The sequence below is a fragment of the Streptomyces sp. NPDC028289 genome (assembly GCF_055565975.1).
In genome coordinates this window covers 577605-597043 of the sequence record NZ_JBVHTI010000003.1, presented here as the reverse complement: position 1 = coordinate 597043, position 19439 = coordinate 577605, and the positions used below count along the sequence as shown (strand labels likewise).

Here is a 19439-nt window from a genome sequence, read left to right as displayed (position 1 = left end):
CAGCTCACGACTCGTGCGTCAAGAGGCGTCGCGACGTGGTTCATGCGAGAGCCATTCCGGGGACGCGCCGGCGGATGGCCTCCAGCTCGGCCTCGTCCGAGACGCCCTGCCAGTCGTGCCGCGGCGTGTACGGGGCCTCCAGGGCGCGCACCTCGTCGTCGGTGAGTTCGACGTCGAGGGAAGCCACGGCCTCGTCGATCTGCCGGATCGAGCCGGCGCCGACCAGCGGTGCGGTGACGACCGGCTGACGTCGCAGCCAGGCGAGCGCGACCTGCGCACGGGTGACGCCGCGGGCGTCCGCCACCCGCCCGACCGCGTCGACGAGCGCGCGGTTGGAGGTTTCCTCCGCGGGCGAGTAGAGCATGTCCGCGTACGCTCCGTCGGTCTCGGAGCGCACTGTCGAGCGGGCGTCGTCCCACGCGCGGGCGAGACGGCCGCGAGCCAACGGCGACCAGACGACCGTGCCGACACCCTCGTCCAGGCACAGCGGGATCATCTCGCGCTCCTCCTCGACGGGCTGCGCACGCACCCGTAGACGCCGTACACGGAACGGAGTCCGTCGCAACAGAGCTCGTCAAGACCGGCGGCGGCCGCGGCCGCGGTGAGGACATCCGGCATGCCGAGGGCACTTGGTTCCCCGTTCTCCCGCGGCTCGTCGGCGAACGGCCGCCCGCGTTCCGGGCCGCCATCGCCTGCCCGCGCAGCCGCGACGTGCGGGGGCCGGCCCGCCGCCCCGGGGGCTGCCCTGCGATCTGGCGCTGCCTCCCGGGCGGGGCGCGCGGCCGCCGGACGCCGCCGTCATGTCACCGTCACCCCAGAGCCTGCGGGCCCTCGCTCGGCCGAGGCCGCTCCGGAGAACGCTCCGGCGGCCGCGCCACGGGAGCGTGCGGTGCCGTCGGCCTGACCGGCCGAGTCGCCGGGACAAGAGTTGAGTGCGCTGCGCGAGGCCGGTCCGGATCGCGGTTGCCCGACGTGGTGGGGTGCGACGCGGCCGCCACAGGCCTCCGGTGCCGACGCGCCGCCGCGCAGGCACAGACCCCTGCAACGGGCACAGACCACCGCAACGGGCACAGGCCGCCCCCCAGGCCGGCCAGGCGCGGCTCAGCCCATCGCCAGCAGGATCCCGAGCAGCACCGCCCCCGCCACCGCCGGCGCAGCCACCTCGTACGCCCACCGCACCGCGATCTCGCCCTGCGCCGACTCCGCAGGCCCCCTGCTCTCCAGCATCTCGCGCAGGTCGTCCATGACCTTGTCGGTCTCCGCCCGCATCGGCCCGGCCTCATGGTCGGGCTCGGCCCGCCCCCCGGCACCGCCGAATCCGCCGAACCCGTCGAAACCACCGAGCCCACGCCCGGCACCTCCGAAGCCAGTCCCGCCCCCCGTGCGCCCGCGCCGCGCGTCCGCCGCCGACTTCGCCTGCCGGCGCGCCGCCTTCTTGCGGCCCCGCAGGGACACCGGGATCGCCCACAGCTGGTACTTCGCGCCGGACTTGACGACCACCTCGTTCGAGTAGCCGGACCGCAGGGAGGCGATCTCTCCCCACGGCAGCGTGACCACCCGGAACGGGTTCCGTACCCGCAACCGGTCCTCCCCCGCGAACACCGCGGGGCGCAGGGTGAAGGCCACGATCAGCGGCACGACGAGGATGAGCGCGGCAAGGGCCAGCCAGGGGGTGCGGCCGTGGCCCCGGAACAGTGCGTCGATGCCGAGCCAGCCGACGATGACGAGGAGCAGTACGCCGCCGATCAGCGCCTGGGGCGAGCGGTAGATGCGGTCCTTGACGAGGGGCGTGGTCATAGCGCCGATTCTGCCTCAGGCGTGCGCGGGGGCGCCGTGGGGGCGGCATCGCCGTACGCGAGTGCGGGTCGCATGTGGTCGCTCGCGCAGTTCCCCGCGCTCCTCAGGGCGTGGACGCCACCCTGCCTCAAGAAGAACCGGTCCCTCGGGGTGTACAGCCGCTACGCGCGTAGATATGCTCGGCTGGTGACCATGCCCACCACCGCACCCCACGCACTTGCTGACGTCACCGCGTCCGACAGCACGCTGCGCCGCTTCCTTCACGGGCTGCCCGGCGTCGACGCGGTCGGCCTGGAGGCGCGTGCCGCCTCGCTCGGCACCCGTTCGATCAAGACCACCGCGAAGGCGTACGCCATCGACCTCGCCATCTCGATGGTCGACCTGACGACGCTGGAAGGCGCGGACACCCCGGGCAAGGTCCGGGCGCTCGGCGCCAAGGCGGTCCACCCGGACCCGACGGACCGGACGACCCCCGCCACGGCCGCCGTCTGCGTCTACCCCGACATGGTGGCCACCGCGAAGGAGGCCGTCGCCGGCTCGTCCGTCAAGGTCGCCTCCGTCGCCACCGCCTTCCCGGCCGGCCGCGCCGCGCTCGACGTCAAGCTCGCCGACGTGCGGGAGGCCGTGGCCGCGGGCGCCGACGAGATCGACATGGTCATCGACCGCGGCGCGTTCCTCGCGGGGAACTACCTGAAGGTCTACGACGAGATCACCGCCGTACGCGAAGCCTGCGGAACCACGGCCCGTCTCAAGGTCATCTTCGAGACCGGCGAGCTGTCGACGTACGACAACATCCGCCGGGCGTCCTGGCTGGGCATGCTCGCGGGCGCCGACTTCATCAAGACGTCCACCGGCAAGGTCGCCGTCAACGCCACCCCGGCGAACACCCTCCTCATGCTGGAGGCCGTGCGCGACTTCCGGGCGCAGACCGGCGTCCAGGTCGGGGTCAAGCCCGCCGGGGGGATCCGCACCAGCAAGGACGCGATCAAGTTCCTCGTCCTGGTGAACGAGACCGCGGGCGAGGACTGGCTGGACAACCACTGGTTCCGCTTCGGCGCCTCCTCGCTCCTGAACGACCTGCTGATGCAGCGTCAGAAGCTGGCCACCGGCCGCTACTCCGGCCCCGACTACGTGACGGTGGACTGATCCCTCATGACTTTCGAGTACGCACCGGCGCCCGAGTCCCGCTCCGTCGTCGACATCGCGCCCTCCTACGGCCTCTTCATCGACGGCGAGTTCACGGACGCGGCCGACGGCAAGGTCTTCAAGACCGTCAGCCCCAGCACCGAGGAGGTGCTGGCCGAGGTCGCGCGGGCCGGCGCCGAGGACGTGGACCGGGCCGTGAAGGCCGCCCGCAAGGCGTTCGAGAAGTGGTCGGCACTGCCGGGCTCCGAGCGCGCCAAGTACCTCTTCCGCATCGCCCGCATCATCCAGGAGCGCAGCCGTGAGCTGGCCGTCCTGGAGACGCTGGACAACGGCAAGCCGATCAAGGAGACGCGCGACGCCGACCTCCCCCTGGTCGCCGCGCACTTCTTCTACTACGCGGGCTGGGCCGACAAGCTCGACCACGCGGGCTACGGCGCGAACCCGCAGCCGCTCGGCGTGGCCGGCCAGGTCATCCCCTGGAACTTCCCGCTCCTGATGCTGGCGTGGAAGATCGCCCCGGCGCTCGCCACCGGCAACACGGTGGTCCTCAAGCCCGCCGAGACGACCCCGCTCTCCGCGCTCTTCTTCGCGGACATCTGCCGCCAGGCGGGCCTGCCCAAGGGCGTCGTCAACATCCTCCCCGGCTACGGCGACGCGGGCGCCGCGCTCGTCGCCCACCCCGACGTGAACAAGGTCGCCTTCACCGGCTCCACCGCCGTCGGCAAGGAGATCGCGCGCACGGTCGCGGGCACCCGCAAGAAGCTCACCCTCGAACTGGGCGGCAAGGGCGCCAACATCGTCTTCGACGACGCTCCCATCGACCAGGCCGTCGAAGGCATCGTCACCGGCATCTTCTTCAACCAGGGCCAGGTCTGCTGCGCGGGCTCCCGGCTCCTCGTCCAGGAGTCGATCCACGACGAACTGCTCGACTCCCTCAAGCGCCGCCTGTCCACGCTCCGCCTCGGCGACCCGCTGGACAAGAACACCGACATCGGCGCGATCAACTCCGCCGAGCAGCTGGCCCGCATCACCGCCCTCGCCGACCAGGGCGAGGCGGAGGGCGCCGAGCGCTGGTCCCCGGCCTGCGAACTCCCCTCCTCCGGCTACTGGTTCGCTCCGACGCTCTTCACGAACGTCACCCAGGCGCACACCATCGCCCGCGACGAGATCTTCGGCCCCGTCCTGTCGGTCCTGACCTTCCGGACGCCCGACGAGGCGGTCGCCAAGGCCAACAACACGCAGTACGGCCTCTCGGCCGGCATCTGGACCGAGAAGGGGTCGCGGATCCTGGCCGTCGCGAACAAGCTGCGCGCCGGTGTCGTCTGGTCCAACACGTTCAACAAGTTCGACCCGACCTCGCCGTTCGGCGGGTACAAGGAGTCGGGCTTCGGCCGCGAGGGCGGCCGCCACGGCCTGGAGGCATACCTCGATGTCTGATCGCCTGTCTGTCTTCAAGACCTACAAGCTGTACGTCGGCGGGAAGTTCCCGCGTTCCGAGAGCGGCCGGGTGTACGAGGTGACGGACTCGAAGGGCAACTGGCTGGCCAACGCACCGCAGTCCAGCCGCAAGGACGCCCGGGACGCGGTCGTCGCCGCCCGCAAGGCGTTCGGCGGCTGGGCGGGCGCCACCGCCTACAACCGGGGCCAGGTCCTCTACCGCGTCGCGGAGATGCTGGAGGGCCGCCGGGACCAGTTCGTGCGCGAGGTCGCCGACGCGGAGGGCCTCGGCAAGTCCAAGGCGGCCGCGGTCGTGGACGCGACCATCGACCGCTGGGTCTGGTACGCGGGCTGGACTGACAAGATCGCCCAGGTGGTCGGCGGCGGCAACCCGGTCGCGGGCCCGTTCTTCAACCTCTCCTCCCCCGAGCCGACGGGCGTGGTGGCCGTCCTGGCCCCGCAGGAGTCGTCGCTCCTGGGGCTGGTGTCGGTGGTCGCCCCCGTGATCGCGACCGGCAACACCGCGGTCGTCGTCGCCAGTGAGAAGGCGCCGCTCCCGGCCCTCTCCCTCGCCGAGGTGCTCGCCACCTCCGACGTCCCCGGCGGAGTCGTCAACGTCCTCTCCGGCCGTACCGCGGAGATCGCCGCGCCGCTGGCCGCGCACCAGGACGTCAACGCGATCGACCTCGCGGGCGCCGACGAGGTGCTGGCGAAGGAGCTGGAGATCGCGGCGGCCGACAACCTCAAGCGCGTCCTGCGTCCACAGCCTGTGGATTACACCGAGACCCCGGGAACCGAGCGCCTCACGGCGTTCCTGGAGACGAAGACGGTGTGGCACCCGACGGGGGCGCTGGGCGCGTCTGGCTCGTCCTACTGACGTTCACCGAAGCGCCCCGAAAGGGGCGCTGGGGGTAACCCCCGGCCGAAGGCCGGGGGAGGAACTGCGCGACCAGCCACAGCCGGGCCCGCAGTTCCCCTCCGCACTCAGCTCCCCAGAACCTGCCCCACCACCGGCACCGCCCCGATCGACGGCGCCTGTGCCACCGGCCCCGTCACCATCTTCGACGTCAGCGGCTTGAAGTCGGCGACCCGGGTCCCCACCCCGTTGTCCAGCGGGTCGACACCCGTGCCCGCGAGGGGGTTCGGCTTCAGGGCCGCCACCGACCCCGTGACGTACGGCAACATGGCGCCCAGCGCCCGCACGCCCGCCTGCGGGTCGATGTGGCCCAGCGAGGTGGGGCTGGTCCGGACCACGTCCACCGCGGGCTGGGTGGCCGCGGCGGCCGTCGCGGCGCCCGCGCCGAGCGCCACACCTGCCGTGGCAAGGGCGGTCAGGGCGCGCCGGGCGGTCGGGGTCGGAGAGGACGCGTGTCGGGACATCGCTGGTGCCACCTTCTGGTACGCAAGGTAATCGTGTCGGCACACAGGGTAGTTGAGGTGTGACTCACGCTCCAAAGCCGACCCGCGGGGTCGGCAGGAGGCCCCCCATGCGTCAAACTGGTGTTCCGTGAGCATTCATCCCCCGTCCCCCGCCCGCGTCGTGCTGCTGTGCGGCCCCTCCGGCTCGGGCAAGTCACTGGTCGCCGCCCGTTCCGGGCTTCCCGTCCTGCGCCTCGACGACTTCTACAAGGAGGGCGACGACCCCACTCTGCCGCTGGTGGCGGGGAGTTCGGACATCGACTGGGACCACCCGGAGTCCTGGGACGCGGAGGTCGCGGTCGAGGCGATCGGCCGGCTGTGTGCGACGGGGGCGGCGCCCGTACCGGTATATGACATAGCACTGAGCGCCCGCACCGGCGCGGAGACGCTCGACATCGGCCGCACCCCGCTCTTCATCGCGGAGGGCATCTTCGCCGCCGAGATCGTGGAGCGCTGCCGCGAACTGGGCCTGCTGGCCGACGCGCTCTGCCTGAGCCGGGGCCCGGTGAAGACGTTCCGCCGCCGGTTCCTGCGGGACCTCAAGGAGGGCCGCAAGTCCGTGCCGTTCCTGCTGCGGCGCGGCTGGCGGCTGATGCGGGCGGAGCGCACGATCGTCGCCCGCCAGGTGGCGCTGGGCGCGCATCCGTGCGACCGGGACGAGGCACTGGGCCGGATGGCGGCGGCCGCGGTGGGCCGGCAGAGCCGGGACCGGACACAGACACCGGCGTAAGGGCAGAAAAAAGCGGGACTGGATGGACCCCCCGGCCCTCCAGTCCCGCTTCCCCCGTCGCTCCGCCGAACACCCCCGTGTCCCCCGTGGCGGAGCTCCCCCGTGCTTCCCCCCGGGTCCCCCCGGACCCGTTCTCCCCAGGTCCCCCCGGACCTGGTTTCCCCCGTGTTCCCCGCGGGTCCCCCCGGACCCTCCCCCAGGCCCCGGTACCCCCGGTTCTCTCCCCCGTCAGGATCCCCCCGGATCCCCTTACCTTCAGGCGACAAGCTCCCCGAAGGCGTCTTCCTCGTCACGGCCGAAGCTGAGGACCTCGTCCTCGCGCAGCCGGCGGAGCGACCGCCAGATGCTGGACTTCACCGTGCCGACACTGATGTCGAGGATCTCCGCGATCTCCGGGTCCGTGCGGCCCTCGTAGTAGCGCAGGACCAGCATGGTGCGCTGGAGTTCGGGGAGCCGGGACAGCGCCTGCCACAGGACCGCGCGCAGCTCGGTGCCGCTCATCGCGTCCGTGTCGCCGGGCGTCTCCGGCAGTTCCTCGGTCGGGTACTCGTTGAGCTTGCGGCGCCGCCAGGCGCTGATGTGCAGGTTGGTCATGGTGCGGCGCAGGTAACCGCCCACGGCCGCCTTGTCGCTGATCCGGTCCCACGCCCGGTACGTCGAGAACAGCGCGCTCTGCAGCAGGTCCTCGGCCTCGTAGCGGTCGCCGGTCAGGTGGTAGGCGGTCGCGTACAGGGAGGCGCGGCGCTCCTGGACGTAGGCGGTGAACTCCGCCTCGGTCAGCGAGCGGCGCTCCCCCGTGTCCTCCCTGTAGGCGGATCCCCCGCGTGCTTCCCCCGTGAAGCTGTCAACCACCGTCATGTAACCGGTGTGCTGACGTCCGGTGCCGCGAGCGCACCCCCGCCCGCTCACGGCACCGGACTTCTCGGAACCCCGGTTCACGTCGTGCAGACGCGTGATCACTGCGCTGGTGCTGTGGCTGATCAGCGTGTTCATCTCGCGCCCCCCGTCGTGGACTTCCGGTAGTTCGGCTTGCTCAGGCCGCTCGCCGCGTTCACTCGCTTGCCTGTGCCGAAAAGACTGCCGGGCCACCTTCACGGCCGTATCCGCCGACTGTCACAGACCTGTCACAGGGGTCAGGCACAGAGCGTCCACAGAAGGTGCACAGGTGGTGGCGGTACGGAGGTTTGCGGGGAGCTGCGCGCCGCACAGGTCGTACGACAGGGCCCGCATGGGCCAGAATGAGCCCGTGCCTTCCCTGTTGCTGATCGAGGACGACGACGCCATCCGTACGGCCCTGGAGCTCTCTCTGACGCGCCAGGGGCACCGGGTGGCCACCGCTGCGACCGGTGAGGACGGTCTGAAGCTGTTGCGCGAGCAGCGGCCCGATCTGATCGTCCTCGATGTCATGCTGCCCGGCATCGACGGTTTCGAGGTGTGCCGGCGGATCCGGCGCACGGACCAGCTGCCGATCATTCTGCTGACCGCGCGCAGCGATGACATCGATGTGGTGGTCGGGCTGGAGTCCGGCGCCGACGACTACGTCGTCAAGCCGGTCCAGGGGCGGGTGCTCGACGCCCGGATCCGGGCCGTGCTGCGGCGCGGGGAGCGGGAGTCCACCGACTCGGCGACCTTCGGCAACGTCGTCATCGACCGCAGCGCGATGACCGTGACGAAGAACGGCGAGGATCTGCAGCTGACGCCGACCGAGCTGCGGCTGCTGCTCGAACTGAGCCGGCGGCCGGGGCAGGCGCTGTCCCGGCAGCAGTTGCTGCGGCTGGTCTGGGAGCACGACTACCTCGGTGACTCCCGGCTGGTGGACGCGTGTGTGCAGCGGCTGCGCGCCAAGGTGGAGGACGTGCCCTCGTCCCCGACCCTGATCCGTACCGTGCGTGGTGTCGGCTACCGCCTGGACGCCCCTCAGTGACGGACGTGCAGGGGGGTTTCCGCGGCTGGGCCGCGGATCGCAAGGGAGCCATGTCCCGGCTGCGCTTCACCAGTCTGCGGCTGCGGCTCGTCGTCGTCTTCGGGCTCGTCGCGCTGACCGCCGCCGTGTCCGCGTCCGGCATCGCGTACTGGCTCAACCGCGAGGCCGTGCTCACCCGTACCCAGGACGCGGTGCTGCGCGACTTCCAGCAGGAGATGCAGAACCGGGCGGGTGCGCTGCCCGTGCACCCGACGCAGGACGAACTGCAGCGCACGGCCGGGCAGATGGCCAACAGCAGCCAGCGGTTCAGTGTGCTGCTGGTCGGCGAGGACACCGGCGGCAAGACGGTGTACGGCAGTTCGGACGGGCTCAGCGCGTTCGCGCTGGACGACGTGCCGGCCTCGCTGCGCAAGGCCGTCGACAAGCAGCAGAAGGTGACCGACAGCAACAAGTCGGCGTACCACCTGTACTGGCAGCGGGTCGTCGACCACGGCACGCCGTATCTCGTCGCCGGGACGCGGCTGATCGGCGGCGGGCCGACCGGCTACATGATGAAGTCCCTGGAGCCGGAGGCGAAGGACCTCAACTCGCTGGCGTGGTCGCTGGGGATCGCGACCGGGCTGGCGCTGATCGGCTCGGCGCTGCTGGCGCAGGCCGCCGCCACGACCGTGCTCAAGCCGGTGCACCGGCTCGGGGTCGCCGCCCGGCGGCTCGGCGAGGGCAAGCTGGACACCCGGCTGCGGGTGTCGGGGACGGACGAACTCGCGGATCTCTCCCGGACGTTCAACGACGCGGCGGAGGCACTGGAGAAGCGGGTCGACGACATGGCCGCGCGGGACGACGCGTCGCGGCGGTTCGTGGCGGACATGAGCCATGAGCTGCGCACCCCGCTCACCGCGATCACCGCCGTGACGGAGATCCTGGAGGAGGAGCTGGAGGCGGAGTCCGGGTCGATGGACCCGATGATCGAGCCCGCCGTCCGCCTGGTCGTCAGCGAGACGCGCCGCCTCAACGACCTCGTCGAGAACCTGATGGAGGTCACCCGCTTCGACGCGGGAACGGCCCGTCTCGTCCTCGACGACGTCGACATCGCCGACCAGATCACCGCCTGCATCGACGCCCGCGCCTGGCTGGACGCGGTGGAACTGGACGCCGAGCGCGGCATCCACGCCCGCCTCGACCCGCGCCGCCTCGACGTCATCCTCGCCAACCTGATCGGCAACGCGCTCAAGCACGGCGGTTCGCCGGTGCGGGTGTCGGTGCGGATCGAGGGCGAGGATCTGGTCATCGCCGTACGGGACCACGGGCCGGGCATCCCCGAGGACGTCCTGCCGCACGTCTTCGACCGTTTCTACAAGGCCAGCGCCTCCCGGCCGCGCTCCGAGGGCAGCGGCCTGGGGCTGTCCATCGCGACGGAGAACGCCCGCATCCACGGCGGCTCGATCACCGCCGCGAACTCCCCGGAGGGCGGCGCGGTGTTCACGCTCCGGCTGGCCCGGGACGCCTCACGGCTGACGGAGGAGAGCAAGGACGCCGGGGACACCGGCAAGGCCGGGGATGCCGGGGATGCCGGGGAGAAGGACGCCTGATGCACGTACGAAGACTGGCGGTACGACGGCACGGCGGGCCGCTGCTGGCCGTCGCCGGGCTGGCGCTGGCGCTCTCCGGGTGCGGGATCCGGGCCACCGAGGTGCCGACCGACTTCGGCGGGGCGCCCTCGCGGGTGCCGTGCTCGATGACCCAGCCGGACCTGTCCGCGCAGGACGAGCACGGGGTGCCGGTGCAGGTGTTCCTGCTGTGCGGTTCGTCGCTGGTGACCGTCGACCGCCAGGTGCGGGTGCCGGACGGGTCGGCGGACGCCAAGCGGCGGGTGATCGTCGCCCAGGGGCTCCTCGACCAGCTCGCCGAGACGCCGTCGGCCGCCGAGAAGGAGGCGGGCTACACGACGTACGTGCGCGGCGGGATGAGCGTCTCGGGGCCGCGGGCCGGGGATCCGGACGACACGCTGCGGCTGAGCACCTCGCCGCCGCAGCTGACGTCGTACGCGCTCGCCCAGATCGTGTGCACGCTGTCCGACTCGGCGGCCGCGGAGGGGGACGGGTCGGTGATCCTCGGCGGGCCGGGGAGGGAGCCGTTGCGGCGGTACGAGTGCACGGACGCGGTGCGTAATGCGCCGAGCGGGAACCGGCCGCCGTCCACTGAGGTTGCCTCCGCGTGAGGGGCGCTGGGGTACCCCCGGCCGAAGGCTGGGGGAGGAACCGCGCGACCAGCCACGACGGCGCCGGAGTCGACCGACGGCATGTCGCGGCACTTTCGATGGAGCGCCTCACGGGGTTCCACTTGAGGCCGTGAAGCGGGTGCGGGTGGTGGACGGTCGCTCGCGCAGTTCCCCGCGCCCCTTCGGGGGCGCGTCGTCGCGGGCGTGTGTCCGAGGCCTCACCGCTGTATCCGGAACCGATCGTGTGCGCGGGCGCGTCTACGGGGGCGTGCAGCGTCAAGGCTCCATCGGCGGCAGCGCCGCGATCCGCGTCCGTGTGGCAGGGGGTGTCCTCCTTGCCGCACACCTCGTGTTCGTCGCCTGGCTGATGCTGCGGCCGCTGGACGTGCCCTGGGTGATGCCCGCCAACCTGCACCCCCTCGCCGGTATCCGAGCCGACCTGGCGCTCGGCCGGCGCGAGGCGGCGCACCGGATCGGCGAGGGGCTCGCATTGCTCGCGCCACTGGGTGTGCTGCTGCCGATGACGCACGGGAAGCTCCGGGTCTCCCCGCTCGCCTCCCTGATCAGTTCGGCCGCCGCGGGCGCGCTGATCTCGACGGGCATAGCCCTGCTGCAGACCGGGGTGCCCGGCCGGGTGGTGGACGTCGACTCGATACTGCTCAACACGGCGGGTGTGGTGATCGCGCATCTCGCGGTGGTGCCTGCGGCCCGCGCCCGGCTCCGCCGGCGGGGTGAGCGGCAGCGGCCCGCCGCCCTCCCCCAGGAGGAAGCGGCTCAGGGTCGTACCCCGACGATTCCCAGGGTCGGGATCGCCCCGTAGAGCGACGCTTCGCCCCGGTTCGTCTCCGTAGCGTTGGAGGTGGACGAGGGGCCGGAGGGGCCGCCTCGCACCGGACGCTCACGAAGGAGCCGCAGATGTCCAGCCTCGCCCGCCCCACCCATGGCCGCATGATCGGCGGAGTGTGCGCCGCGCTGGCCCGGCGCTTCGGCACCTCAGCGACCACGATGCGGGTGATCTTCCTGCTGTCCTGCCTGCTGCCGGGCCCGCAGTTCCTGCTCTACATCGCGCTGTGGATCCTCCTCCCCTCGGAGGAGAAGGCCTCCACCGCCTGGTGACCGGGCGGTACGAAAACGCCGTTGGGGCGCTCCGGACGTTTCCGGGGCGCCCCAACGGCGTTGCCGATCGACTGGGGAGAGGTCAGCCGAGCGGAATCCCGTTCACCGGCAGGCCGTGCGTGGGCAGGCCCCGGACGGGCAGTCCGCCGAGGAGGCCGGCGACGGGCTTGGTCGGGCCGCCGGCGAGCACCTGCTTGGCGGCCGGCTGGACGGCGTTCAGTCCCGCACCGAGGGCGCTCTGCCCCTGCGCCACGGCCTCACCGGCACCCGGCAGCGCCTTGGAGACGTTCTCGGCCGGCAGCGTCTTGGTGACGGTGTCCAGGGCCTGGGAGGAGTCCGGGACGGCCGGGGCCGCGTTGGCCGCGCCCGCGCCGACAGCGGCGAAGGCGGCACCGAGGGCGGCGACACCGAGGGTCTTGGCAGCAGACTGCTTCATCGTCAATGCGTCCTTGGAATGGGGAGACGGGGATCGATAACACGCTGAGCGGTCCCCGACCGTAAACATGCCGGACCGCGCGCCGCAAACACCGAAATACGGACGACCGGTGAAGGACCGTCCGCATTCCGTGCCCCACCGGGATGCCCGATCAGCTCTCCGGATCAGCAGAACCGCTGGTGGAGGCGGTCTGCCGGAACAGCCATTCGGATTTCAACTCCGCATAACCGGGCTTCACGACGTCATTGATCATGGCGAGTCGTTCATCGAAAGGAATGAACGCTGATTTCATCGCATTGACGGAGAACCACTGCATGTCGTCGAGCGTGTAACCGAACGCCTCGACGAGATGCTCGAATTCCCGGCTCATGCTGGTCCCGGACATCAGCCGGTTGTCGGTGTTCACGGTGGCCCGGAAGTGCAGCCGGCGCAGCAGCCCGATCGGGTGCCCGGTGTAGGAGTCGGCGGCGCCGGTCTGGAGGTTGGAGCTGGGGCACAGCTCCAGCGGGATCCGCTTGTCGCGGACGTACGACGCCAGCCGGCCGAGCTTGACCGTGCCGTCCTCGTGGATCTGGATGTCGTCGATGATCCGCACCCCGTGCCCGAGCCGGTCGGCGCCGCACCACTGCAACGCCTGCCAGATGGACGGCAGCCCGAAAGCCTCGCCGGCGTGGATGGTGAAGTGGTTGTTCTCGCGCTTGAGGTACTCGAAGGCGTCGAGGTGCCGGGTGGGCGGGTAGCCCGCCTCGGCGCCGGCGATGTCGAAGCCGACGACGCCCAGGTCCCGGTAGCGGTTGGCGAGCTCGGCGATCTCCAGGGAGCGGGCCGCGTGCCGCATGGCGGTGAGCAGGGCGCCGACCCGGATCCGCCGGCCGTTCTCCCGGGCGAGGGCCTCGCCCTGCCGGAAGCCCTCGTTGACGGCCTCGACGACCTCTTCGAGGGAGAGCCCCTGCTCCAGGTGCTGCTCGGGGGCGTACCGCACCTCGGCGTAGACGACGCCGTCCTCGGCGAGGTCCTCCGCGCACTCGCGGGCGACCCGGACCAGGGCGTCCCGGGTCTGCATGACGCCGACCGTGTGCGAGAACGTCTCCAGGTACCGCTCCAGCGAACCGGAGTCGGCGGCCTCGCGGAACCAGATGCCGAGCTTGTCCGGGTCGGTCTCGGGGAGGCCCGGGTACCCGGTCTCCCGGGCGAGGTCGGCGACGGTGCCCGGACGCAGGCCGCCGTCGAGGTGGTCGTGCAGCAGAACCTTCGGCGCCCGGCGGATCTGCTCCGGCGTCGGGGTGTTCGCGGTGCTCTGGCTCGTCATTTCCGCACTGTAACTCCTACGCGCGTAGATCGCTCGGTACTCGGAGATTTCCGCTTCCGTCGATACGCAATGGTGACCGCACGGACGGGTCGCGTACACCGCCTCTTCTGACACTGTTCTGTCATGGCACAGCAAGCGACGCCGGTCCGAACGGCCAGCCTGAGCAGGGCAGTCGGCCAGGAGCCGACGACGGTGAGCGGCGCGGTCCTGCTCCTCCCCGACGGGGAGGAGGTCTCCGCGCGACGGCCGTCCCTCGTATGGGCGACGGCCTTCGTCCGCGCGCTCGGCCGCCGGCTCGCCCGGGACGGCCGGGACGAGGGGCTGGCCGCGCACGTCGTCCACTACCGCTACCGCGGGTGGAACGGCAGCGAGGCGCATCTCGCCGGGGACGCCGGCTGGGCGGCCGACGAGGTGGTACGGCGGTACGGCGACGTTCCGGTGTGTCTGCTGGGCGTGGGAATGGGCGGCCGGGCCGCGCTGCACGCGGGCGGGCACGAGGCCGTCAACTCCGTGGTCTCCCTCGCCCCTTGGCTGCCCGAGGCAGACGTGGCGGCGCCCGAGGAACCGGTTCGGCAGCTGGTGGGCCGGCGAGTGCTGATCGTGCACGGCACGAACGACGAACGGTCCGATCCGGAGCTGTCGTTCCGGCTGGCGGCGCGGGCGAAGAAGGCGAACCGGGAGGTGTGCCGGTTCGAGGTGCACTCGGACGGCCACGGGTTGCACCAGCACCGGGACGAAGTCCTCGCGCTCGCTTCGGACTTCGTGATGGGGGCGCTGTACGGGCATGCGGTGTCGCGGCCGGTGGAGGATGCGCTTGCTGCGCCGCCGCCGATCGGGTTGCGGATGCCGTTGGCCGCGGGGTTCGGCAAGTCGTTGAGACGGTAGGGGGTGGAGGGTCCGGTGGTGTTCGGGGTGCGGGTGCGTGGTGGCTGGTCGCGCAGTTCCTCCCCCAGCCTTCGGCCGGGGGTACCCCCAGCGCCCCTATGGGGCGCGCTGTCCCTAGGTGGGGAGCAGGTTGCCCCTTCTCGACAGCAGGAACTTCTTGAAGGCTGCTACCGGTGGGGTGTCCGGGTGGCCGTCCAGCCAGGCCACGCCGATTTCTCTCGCTGCCCTCGGGGCGGTGACCGTCAGTTCCACGACCCCCGGGCGGGGAAAGGCGGGCGGCGGGAGCAACGCCACCCCCAACCCGGCGGCCACCAGGCCCCTCAGCGTCTCCGCCTCCTCTCCCTCGAAGGCGATCCTCGGCCTGAAGCCCGCCTCCTTGCACAGGTCGTCGGTGATGCGGCGGAGGCCGTAACCCGGTTCCAGGGTCACGAACGTCTCGTCGGCGGCCTCGGCGAGACGGATGCGCCTGCGGGTGGCCAGGGGGTGGTCCACCGGTACCACCAGCCGCAGTTTCTGTTCGTCCAGGCGGCGGGCCACCAGGTCGGGCGCGTCCGGCACCGGGGACGTCAGGCACAGGTCCAGCTCGCCCGCCCGCAGCTTCTCGATCATCGCCTCGCCGTAGTTCTGGACGAGGCTGAAACGGATGCGGGGGTGGTCGGCGCGGAAGGCGTGGAGGAGGCCGGGGACGGTCTCCGCGCCCATCGTGTGCAGGAATCCGAAGGCGACCTTGCCCGTGGTGGGGTCGGCGTCGGCGCGTACCTCGTCGGCGGCTCGCCGGACCTCGCCGAGGGCGCGCTCGACCGAGGTGAGGAAGGTGCGGCCGGCGGGGGTGAGGGAGACGGTGCGGCCGTGCCGGGTGAAGAGGTCGACGCCCAGGTCCTGTTCCAGGCGGGCCATCGCGCGGGAGAGGGTGGACTGGGGGACGTTCAGTTCCTGCGCGGCCCTGGTGACGTGCTCGGTGCGGGCCACGCCGGCGAAGTACGCGAGGCGTGGGGCCAGCAACATCGTCATGTCTTCTGTGTCACTGTCCGGTGACAGCCGCTTCGCTGACCTCTGTTGATGCTCCATGGGAACGATTATGGCGATTCCGTGCATTGGACGGATCAACGAGGGGTCCGTACGTTCGAAGCATGTCTCCCGCCAGTACCGGGGCGTCCATCACCGTGGGCGCCGTCCCGTCCGTCCCCGCCGCCGTCTCCGACTCCCGTCTGACCCCGGGCGGTCCCGGCTACCGCCGGATGAGCTTCGCGCTCTTCCTCGCCGGTGTCGCGACCTTCGCCCTCCTCTACTCCACGCAGGCCCTGCTCCCGCTGATCTCGGACGGCTACGGCGTCTCCGCGAGCGACGCGAGCTGGACGGTGGCGGCGGCGACCGGCGGTCTGGCGCTGTTCGTCATCCCGATGAGCGCCCTCTCCGAGCGGTTCGGACGCCGTACGGTCATGACGGCCTCGCTGGCGGTCGCGGTGACCGTAGGGCTGCTGGTGCCCTTCGCGCCCTCCCTCGGTGTGCTGATCGTGCTCCGTGGCGTCCAGGGCGCGGCGCTGGCCGGTCTGCCGGCGTCCGCGCAGGCCTATCTGGCCGAGGAGGTCCGGCCGAAGGCGCTGGTCACGGCGATAGGTCTCTTCGTCGCGGGCAACAGCGTGGGCGGGATGAGCGGCCGGGTCATCACCGGCTGGGTCGCGCAGGAGTGGGGCTGGCGGGTGGCCGTGGGCACGATCGGAGTGATCGCGGTCGGCTGCGCCGTCGCCTTCCGGCTGCTCCTCCCCGCGCCGCGGCACTTCAAGGCGGGCTCGCTGCACCCGCGCCGGCTGCTCGGCACGGTCCGCGACCATCTGGCCGACCCGCTGCTGCGCCGCCTGTACGCGATCGGCGCGCTCTTCATGACCGTCTTCGGCGGCGTCTACACGGTGATCGGCTACCGCCTGACCCAGGAGCCGTTCTCGCTCCCGCAGGGCATCATCGGCTCGATCTTCCTGGTGTACCTGGTCGGAACGGTGTCCGCGTCGACGGCGGGCCGCCTGGTCGGCCGCCTGGGCCGCCGCGGGGCCCTCTACCTGGCCGGCGGCACGACGGCCAGCGGCCTCGTCCTCTCCCTGGCCGACTCGGTCCCCCTGGTCCTGCTGGGCCTGGTCCTCATCACCGCGGGCTTCTTCGCGGGCCACGCGGTCGCCTCCTCCGCGGTCAGCAAGACGGCCACCCACGGCAGGGCCCAGGCCTCCGCCCTCTACCAGTCCGCGTACTACATCGGCTCCAGCGCCGGCAGCACGGTGGGCGCGCTGGCCTTCCACGCGAGCGGGTGGGCAGGGACGGTCGGCGTGGGACTGCTCGCGATCCTGGGCGTCGTGACCCTCACGGTCCTGGGCTCGATGGCAGCCCGCCGCCAGGTCCTGGCCAACGCTCACTGAAGCGCCCCGAAAGGGGCGCTGGGGGTACCCCCGGCCGAAGGCTGGGGGAGGAACTGCGCGACCAGCCACGACGGCGCCGCACCCGCTCACGAACCGCATCACCCGAGTTCGTGGGCGCACCCTATCTCACCTGCACGTTTCCCCACTCCGGGGGCCATTGTCAGTCCCCTGCGCTACCTTCCGAAGTGCTGGAGCGCAACGGCGCGCGAACAGGAACGGCCACAGGGGTGGGTGGACGGAAGATGACCGACGGCACGGCGACGGCGGAGCTGGACGTCGCACTGGAGAAGCACCGGACCGAGCTGACCGGGTACTGCTACCGCATGCTCGGCTCGTCGTTCGAGGCCGAGGACGCGGTGCAGGACACCCTGGTGCGGGCCTGGCGGAGCTACGAGAAGTTCGAGGGCCGCTCCAGCCTGCGGTCCTGGCTGTACCGGATCGCGACGAACGTGTGCCTGGACATGCTCAACGCGGGCAACAAGAGGGCCCGGCCGATGGACCTCAGCGAGTCGACGCCGCTGGCCCAGGCGGCGCTCTCCCCCCGGCCCGACAACACCTGGCTGGAGCCGGTGCCGGACGCGCGCGTGCTGCCGACCGTGGACGACCCGGCGGAGGCGGCCGTGGCCAAGGAGTCGATCCGGCTGGCCTTCATGGCCGCGCTCCAGCAACTGCCGCCCAAGCAGCGGGCGGTGCTGATCCTGCGCGAGGTGCTGGCCTGGCGGGCCACCGAGGTGGCCGAGCTGCTCGGCACCACCGTCGCGTCGGTCAACAGCGCGTTGCAGCGGGCCCGCGCCACCCTGGCCGAGCAGCGGCAGTCGGGCGCCGCCGCCGAGGTCTCCGACCCGCTCGACGAGGAGCAGCAGAAGCTCCTGGAGCGCTATGTCGCCGCCTTCGAGGGCTACGACATGACGGCACTGACGGCGCTCCTCCATGAGGACGCCATCATGACGATGCCGCCGTTCGACCTGTGGCTCACCGGCCACGACGACATCACCGGCTTCATGACCACCATCGGCTCCGCCTGCGAGGGCTCACGGCTGTTCCCGGTCCGGGTCAACGGCCTGCCCGGGTTCGCCCAGTACAAGCCCGACCCGGACACCGGCGGCTGGAGCCCCTGGTCCGTCCAGGTCCTGGAGATCTCGGACGGCCGGCTGACCGGGTTCCATTTCTTCCTCGACACCAAGCGCTGGTTCCCGCTCTTCGACCTTCCCCTCCATCTGGATGCGGAGTCCGACGAACCGGAGGAGGGAGCGTAGGGCGGGGTCGGGGTCGCGGAGCCGGATCCGCCCTCCGGCCCGCCGGGCCGTCAGCTCCAGCCGGGCCAGCAGGTCGACGGCCGCCAGACCCGGCGGCCCGAGACCGCCCACATCGCAGACGACGACGCGGCTGCCGGGCCCGGCCCCGCCCGCCCCGAGCAGCTCACGCACGTCGTCACAGAGCCCCGGCACCTCGTCCCTGGCGACGGGGCCCGACAGCACGAGCACGGCGGGGGTCACGGCATCCACGAGGCGGTAGACCGGCGACGGCCTGACAACTCATCGGTGGGTACGGTGCGTCCCCGCGCGGCCGCGCAGATCACAAGGATCACAAAGTTGACCTGCACCTGACCCACACCAGAGGGTTAGGTGTATGCCCCACAGACCCGCACCCTCCCGGATACCCGACGGCCTCGCGCACGCCATGGGGGTCCCGTGCAAGGGGTGCTGAGCGGTTTCGCGGTCATAGCGATCGTCATCGCCGTCGGCTACGCCCTCGGCCGCGGCGGCCACCTGGGGGCGAACGGCCGCGAGGTCCTCACCAAGCTCGCCTTCCACGTGGCCTCCCCCGCCCTGCTCTTCACCACGCTCGCCAAGGCCGACCTGGCGGTGATCTTCTCCAGCCGCCTGCTGGTGACGGCCCTGAGCACGGCCGCGGCGGCGGGCGCGTTCGTGGCGGTGGGTGTCGTACGGGGCTGGGGTGTGGGCCGCACGACGATCGGCGCCCTGTGCTCCAGCTACGTGAACTCCGGCAACCTCGGCATCCCGATCGCGGTGTACGTGCTGGGCGACGCGTCCCTGGTGGCCCCGGTGCTGCTCTTCCAGGTGGTGCTCCTCACCCCGGTCGCCCTGACGGTCCTCGACCTCTCGGGCGCGGGCGAGAAGGGCTCCTGGTGGCGCCGCCTGCTGACCCCGCTCCGCAACCCGATAGCCGTGGGCTCCCTGTCCGGCGTCGCGGTCTCGGGTCTCGGCATCCACGTCCCCGGCCCGGTCATGGACCCGCTGACCCTGATCGGCAACATGTCCGTCCCGGCGGTCCTGCTCGCCTTCGGCATCTCCCTGCGGGGCAGCACGCTCCCCGGCCGGGGCCGCGACCGCCATCCGGTGTTCCTGTCGGTGGCCCTGAAGGCGGTGGGCCAGCCTCTGGCCGCCTGGGCCCTGGCGTCGGCCGTCTTCGACCTGCACGGCGCGCCCCTGCTGGACGTGACGGTGACATCCGCGCTGCCGGCCGCGCAGAACCTGTACACGTACGCCAGCACCTACCGGGTCGGCGAGCAACTGGCCCGGGACTCGATCCTGCTGTCGACGGTCCTGTCGGTACCGGTACTGATCGCGGTCGCGGCACTGCTGGGCTGACGGGC

20 protein-coding genes and 1 pseudogene are annotated in these 19439 nt (G+C 71.7%); 13 read left to right on the top strand and 8 right to left on the bottom strand.

Going from position 1 to position 19439, the window contains the following annotated elements:
- Nucleotides 1-40: 40 nt before the first annotated feature.
- Nucleotides 41-568 carry an aldo/keto reductase gene (locus ACZ4UV_RS16895; RefSeq protein WP_467839387.1) on the bottom strand — a complete coding sequence of 176 codons (528 nt, stop codon included), beginning with the start codon at nucleotides 566-568 and terminating at the stop codon, nucleotides 41-43.
- Between the two features lie 533 nt (nucleotides 569-1101).
- A complete protein-coding gene (locus ACZ4UV_RS16890; protein WP_451016841.1) occupies nucleotides 1102-1797 on the bottom strand; it encodes a PH domain-containing protein in 696 nt (231 codons plus the stop codon).
- A gap of 192 nt (nucleotides 1798-1989) precedes the next feature.
- On the opposite strand from ACZ4UV_RS16890, the gene deoC reads away from it, so the two are divergent.
- Genes deoC through ACZ4UV_RS16875 form a run of 3 tightly spaced genes read left to right on the top strand, consistent with a single transcriptional unit; the run spans nucleotide 1990 to nucleotide 5257 of the window.
- Complete coding sequence (deoC, locus tag ACZ4UV_RS16885; protein WP_451016849.1) at nucleotides 1990-2943, top strand: deoxyribose-phosphate aldolase; 954 nt, start codon at nucleotides 1990-1992, stop codon at nucleotides 2941-2943.
- A 6-nt stretch (nucleotides 2944-2949) separates the two neighbouring features.
- A complete protein-coding gene (locus ACZ4UV_RS16880; RefSeq protein ID WP_451016842.1) occupies nucleotides 2950-4380 on the top strand; it encodes an aldehyde dehydrogenase family protein in 1431 nt (476 codons plus the stop codon).
- A complete protein-coding gene (locus ACZ4UV_RS16875) occupies nucleotides 4373-5257 on the top strand; it encodes an aldehyde dehydrogenase family protein (protein WP_467838615.1) in 885 nt (294 codons plus the stop codon). Before ACZ4UV_RS16880 ends, ACZ4UV_RS16875 begins: the two co-directional genes overlap by 8 nt.
- 107 nt (nucleotides 5258-5364) lie before the next feature.
- Here ACZ4UV_RS16875 and ACZ4UV_RS16870 read toward each other — a convergent pair whose 3' ends face one another.
- Nucleotides 5365-5760: a hypothetical protein gene (locus ACZ4UV_RS16870; protein ID WP_390044344.1), complete on the bottom strand. Its 396-nt coding sequence runs from the start codon at nucleotides 5758-5760 to the stop codon at nucleotides 5365-5367.
- 127 nt (nucleotides 5761-5887) lie between these two features.
- Between ACZ4UV_RS16870 and ACZ4UV_RS16865 the strand changes: the two genes are divergently transcribed.
- A complete protein-coding gene (locus ACZ4UV_RS16865; RefSeq protein WP_451016845.1) occupies nucleotides 5888-6529 on the top strand; it encodes a uridine kinase family protein in 642 nt (213 codons plus the stop codon).
- 255 nt (nucleotides 6530-6784) lie between these two features.
- Here the strand turns inward: ACZ4UV_RS16865 and ACZ4UV_RS16860 are convergent, their stop codons facing one another.
- The gene (locus tag ACZ4UV_RS16860; protein WP_467838610.1) at nucleotides 6785-7522 is read right to left on the bottom strand and encodes a SigE family RNA polymerase sigma factor; all 738 of its coding nucleotides are present in this window, start codon (nucleotides 7520-7522) and stop codon (nucleotides 6785-6787) included.
- A gap of 253 nt (nucleotides 7523-7775) precedes the next feature.
- Between ACZ4UV_RS16860 and afsQ1 the strand changes: the two genes are divergently transcribed.
- The 5 genes from afsQ1 to ACZ4UV_RS16835 all read left to right on the top strand — a co-directional run bounded on the left by afsQ1 (nucleotide 7776) and on the right by ACZ4UV_RS16835 (nucleotide 11787).
- Entirely contained in the window at nucleotides 7776-8453 is a 678-nt protein-coding gene (gene afsQ1 / locus ACZ4UV_RS16855; RefSeq protein WP_177232965.1) for a two-component system response regulator AfsQ1, read from the top strand.
- Complete coding sequence (locus tag ACZ4UV_RS16850; protein WP_467838609.1) at nucleotides 8450-10042, top strand: ATP-binding protein; 1593 nt, start codon at nucleotides 8450-8452, stop codon at nucleotides 10040-10042. Before afsQ1 ends, ACZ4UV_RS16850 begins: the two co-directional genes overlap by 4 nt.
- Nucleotides 10042-10671: a hypothetical protein gene (locus ACZ4UV_RS16845; protein WP_390044338.1), complete on the top strand. Its 630-nt coding sequence runs from the start codon at nucleotides 10042-10044 to the stop codon at nucleotides 10669-10671. Before ACZ4UV_RS16850 ends, ACZ4UV_RS16845 begins: the two co-directional genes overlap by 1 nt.
- Nucleotides 10672-10939: 268 nt before the next feature.
- On the top strand, nucleotides 10940-11491 hold the full coding sequence (locus tag ACZ4UV_RS16840; RefSeq protein WP_390044336.1) for a VanZ family protein: 552 nt from the start codon (nucleotides 10940-10942) through the stop codon (nucleotides 11489-11491).
- A 95-nt stretch (nucleotides 11492-11586) separates the two neighbouring features.
- Nucleotides 11587-11787, top strand: coding sequence for a PspC domain-containing protein (locus tag ACZ4UV_RS16835; protein ID WP_181805292.1), 201 nt, complete (start codon nucleotides 11587-11589; stop codon nucleotides 11785-11787).
- Between the two features lie 82 nt (nucleotides 11788-11869).
- On the opposite strand, the gene ACZ4UV_RS16830 is transcribed toward ACZ4UV_RS16835, so the two are convergent.
- Both ACZ4UV_RS16830 and ACZ4UV_RS16825 read right to left on the bottom strand, forming a co-directional pair.
- A complete protein-coding gene (locus tag ACZ4UV_RS16830) occupies nucleotides 11870-12223 on the bottom strand; it encodes an ATP-binding protein (RefSeq protein ID WP_390044334.1) in 354 nt (117 codons plus the stop codon).
- A gap of 151 nt (nucleotides 12224-12374) precedes the next feature.
- Nucleotides 12375-13532 (bottom strand): adenosine deaminase, encoded by a 1158-nt coding sequence (locus ACZ4UV_RS16825; protein ID WP_451023089.1) that lies wholly within the window; start codon nucleotides 13530-13532, stop codon nucleotides 12375-12377.
- Between the two features lie 123 nt (nucleotides 13533-13655).
- Here ACZ4UV_RS16825 and ACZ4UV_RS16820 point away from each other — a divergent pair, with 123 nt between their 5' ends.
- Nucleotides 13656-14417, top strand: a complete 762-nt coding sequence (locus ACZ4UV_RS16820; RefSeq protein WP_467838605.1) for an alpha/beta hydrolase — start codon at nucleotides 13656-13658, stop codon at nucleotides 14415-14417.
- Nucleotides 14418-14531: 114 nt separating this feature from the next.
- On the opposite strand, the gene ACZ4UV_RS16815 is transcribed toward ACZ4UV_RS16820, so the two are convergent.
- A complete protein-coding gene (locus ACZ4UV_RS16815; RefSeq protein WP_390044328.1) occupies nucleotides 14532-15485 on the bottom strand; it encodes a LysR family transcriptional regulator in 954 nt (317 codons plus the stop codon).
- 62 nt (nucleotides 15486-15547) lie between these two features.
- Here ACZ4UV_RS16815 and ACZ4UV_RS16810 point away from each other — a divergent pair, with 62 nt between their 5' ends.
- Nucleotides 15548-16822 carry an MFS transporter gene (locus tag ACZ4UV_RS16810; RefSeq protein ID WP_467838602.1) on the top strand — a complete coding sequence of 425 codons (1275 nt, stop codon included), beginning with the start codon at nucleotides 15548-15550 and terminating at the stop codon, nucleotides 16820-16822.
- Between the two features lie 242 nt (nucleotides 16823-17064).
- Nucleotides 17065-18078, top strand: a complete 1014-nt coding sequence (locus tag ACZ4UV_RS16805; protein ID WP_390044324.1) for a sigma-70 family RNA polymerase sigma factor — start codon at nucleotides 17065-17067, stop codon at nucleotides 18076-18078.
- Nucleotides 18079-18108: 30 nt separating this feature from the next.
- On the opposite strand, the pseudogene ACZ4UV_RS16800 reads toward ACZ4UV_RS16805, so the two are convergent.
- A pseudogene (locus tag ACZ4UV_RS16800) lies at nucleotides 18109-18249 on the bottom strand (STAS domain-containing protein); the annotation flags it as partial.
- Between the two features lie 264 nt (nucleotides 18250-18513).
- On the opposite strand from ACZ4UV_RS16800, the gene ACZ4UV_RS16795 reads away from it, so the two are divergent.
- Nucleotides 18514-19434 carry an AEC family transporter gene (locus ACZ4UV_RS16795; RefSeq protein ID WP_451021749.1) on the top strand — a complete coding sequence of 307 codons (921 nt, stop codon included), beginning with the start codon at nucleotides 18514-18516 and terminating at the stop codon, nucleotides 19432-19434.
- Nucleotides 19435-19439: the final 5 nt, after the last annotated feature.